The 2545-nt window shown below is 66.2% G+C and carries 3 protein-coding genes and 1 tRNA gene; 1 reads left to right on the top strand and 3 read right to left on the bottom strand.

Annotated features, from left to right (window positions below; translation table 11 throughout):
• A partial coding sequence (locus tag X803_RS20630) for a helix-turn-helix transcriptional regulator (protein ID WP_156930102.1) occupies positions 1-496 on the bottom strand: 496 nt, incomplete at its 3' end.
• A gap of 84 nt (positions 497-580) precedes the next feature.
• Between X803_RS20630 and X803_RS0115850 the strand changes: the two genes are divergently transcribed.
• The gene (locus X803_RS0115850; RefSeq protein WP_026545892.1) at positions 581-1150 is read left to right on the top strand and encodes a DinB family protein; all 570 of its coding nucleotides are present in this window, start codon (positions 581-583) and stop codon (positions 1148-1150) included.
• A 39-nt stretch (positions 1151-1189) separates the two neighbouring features.
• Here X803_RS0115850 and X803_RS0115845 read toward each other — a convergent pair.
• Both X803_RS0115845 and X803_RS20625 read right to left on the bottom strand, forming a co-directional pair.
• Positions 1190-1265, bottom strand: a tRNA-Arg gene (locus X803_RS0115845).
• A 99-nt stretch (positions 1266-1364) separates the two neighbouring features.
• A partial coding sequence (locus tag X803_RS20625) for a ferredoxin--NADP reductase (protein ID WP_051470832.1) occupies positions 1365-2545 on the bottom strand: 1181 nt, incomplete at its 5' end.

The following is a 2545-nucleotide window of genomic DNA, read 5'->3' as shown; positions in this document are numbered from 1 at the left end:
ATTCCCCGTCATGGCGCAGATACCTGAACACCACGACCCGCCGGTCAGTGATGGCGGCCGAGAGGGCGGTGAGGACTTCCGGATCCACCGGGGTGCTCACAGCGGCCATCCGGGTTACGGCGGAGCGCAGCCCGGAGAACTTCGGACGCAGTCTGCCGGGGAGAACCTGTTCCAGCTTCGTGAGGGCGCGCACGGACGCTTCTCCGAGGCCCGATACGGGGCTGGCTGTGACGGCGCTCAGGCCGATGGCGACGGCGAGTGCCTCCTCATCATCGAGGAGCAGCGGCGGCAGCTGGGCTCCGGCCCCCAGCTGATAGCCGCCGGCGATTCCGGGGGAGGCATGGATGGGGTAGCCGAGGGTGCGGAGTTTGCCGATATCCCTGCGGACGGTGCGCTCAGTGACGGACATCCGTGCGGCGAGGGCAGCTCCCGTCCACTCGCGCCGAAGCTGCAGCAGGGAGAGCAGCTGGAGCAGCCGTGCTGAAGTTTCCAACATGGCACCACGGTACCCAGCAATGCGGACAGTTGTTGTCCTCAAGCTTTCCTACGCTTTTCCTGTACCCGCGCAGGAGGAGGAACCATGGACATTCGCAGGGAACTGACCGATCAGCTCCAGTGGCACTGGGAGAACCAGGCACGCCCACGGCTGGAAGGACTGACGGACGAGGAGTACTTCTGGGAACCGGTCCCCGGCAGCTGGAATATCCGGCCGCGTGGGACCGGTGCGGCGGCGATCCAGGTGGGCCAGGGAGACTACACCATCGATTTCGCCATTCCGGAACCCGATCCCGCTCCGGTGACCACCATCGCGTGGCGGCTCGGCCATATTCTCGTCGGTGTGCTGGGTGGCCGGCTGGCTTCGCACTTCGGCGGTCCCGTGGTCAGCTATGAAACGTATGAGTATCCGGCGAGCGCCCGGGAAGCCCTTGAGCAGCTTGACGGCATGTACGCGCACTGGTCCCGTGCGGTGACCAGCCTCACCCTGGAGGAACTGGGGCAGCCGGTGGGACCGGCAGAGGGACCGTTCGCTGAGGCTCCCATGGCGGCGCTGGTCCAGCACATCAACCGGGAAATGATCCATCACCTGGCCGAGGTGGCCCTGTTGCGGGATCTGTGGGCGCACCGCTATGTGCACGGCGGGACGCTGTGAGAGGAGAGGGCCGGAAGTGACAGCAGGCCAAAACCGGAATGGTGCCCTCGATAGGATTCGAACCTACGACCTTCTGCTCCGGAGGCAGACGCTCTATCCCCTGAGCTACGAGGGCACGGCCCACTGATAAATATCAGTGACCGAAAGGGACTTATGAAGCTTAGCAGGGAAAAGTTGGCTGAACGAAACGCTGCCGGCGGCGCCCGGAAAAGCGTTAGTACCCCAGGAATGCATCGGTCCGGATCGACTTTCCGCCCGCTTCGCGGATGACGGATGCGGCGCGGGAGAGGTGTGTCGGCGAGCCGGAAACGTAGGGACGCCGCTCCGCCACGTCCGGTATGAGGGAGCGCAGCTCAGCGGCAGTCGGGAACTGAGTGCCGCCATGTGTCCAGCGCTCCGGTAGCGGACCCGGGTCGCCCGGGCAGAAAAGGATCACCCGGAACTGCGCGAGTTCGTCGGTATAGCCAAGTTCGGCCGGCGCCCTGACGACGTAGACAAGAACTGTGTCGCGGCCCTGATCCATAACCTCGGGGGACCTCAGCTGGCTGAGAAACGGGGTCACTCCGATACCGCCGGCGAACAGCAGCAGCGGTACCGAGGGATCGGCCGGCAGTACAAAGTCGCCTGCGACCGTGGTCGCATCGACGGAGGATCCGGGACGCAGGTCAAGCAGCGCGGCCTTGAAGGAGCTCGGCGGGTCGGACAGGCGCAGACAAAAGCGGATCTGATCGTCCCCGGGCGGCGAGCTGATGCTGAAAATCCGGCGGACCCCACGGCCGTCCGGGCGGGCGTGGGGGAGCGTGAGTTCCATGTACTGGCCCGGCCTGAAGCGCACCGGTTTCTCCGGAGCGAAGGAGACCTCCACGCTGGTGGGGGTCGGCCGGCGTAAACCGGTGTAGCGGAGGCGGATACGCCGCCGCTGGCCCATGATGAAGGCAACCGCGTTCCCTATCAGGAGCGCAAACTCCGGTCCGAGGAATACCGGCCCGATTGAGGGCTGCAGCGCCAGGACAACGGCGACGACGGCGGCAACCAGCAGCTGCTGCCAGCGCCGGGGAGGCAGCGTCAGCGGCTCGGTCAGCATGAAGCCGAGGAGGAACACCAACGGGTAGGACACCAGGACCAGTTGCAGCGCGGCTGCCGGGTCGGTGCCGCCGGCTGCCAGCCGGACCACCAGGATCCCGACGGCCACCCCGAGGAAGACGGCCCCCATGGGGAGCTTCCGGGTCCGGTAGAGGATCAGGAGCGTGCAGACCAGTACAACCGGCAGCATGGCGGGGTTTGCCGCCCACCAGGCCGCTGCGCCGAGTCCCGTCAGCGTCACGGCCACCGCCCCGAACGCGGCGGGATTGAAGATATGGCGGCCACGGACGGCAACGAGATACTTGGAAGCAG

It is taken from the genome of Arthrobacter sp. 35/47, from assembly GCF_000520475.1.
GTDB classification, from domain to species: Bacteria; Actinomycetota; Actinomycetes; order Actinomycetales; family Micrococcaceae; genus Arthrobacter_D; species Arthrobacter_D subterraneus.
Note: the sequence above shows the minus strand (reverse complement) of the source record. Positions and strands in the feature narration are given on the sequence as shown.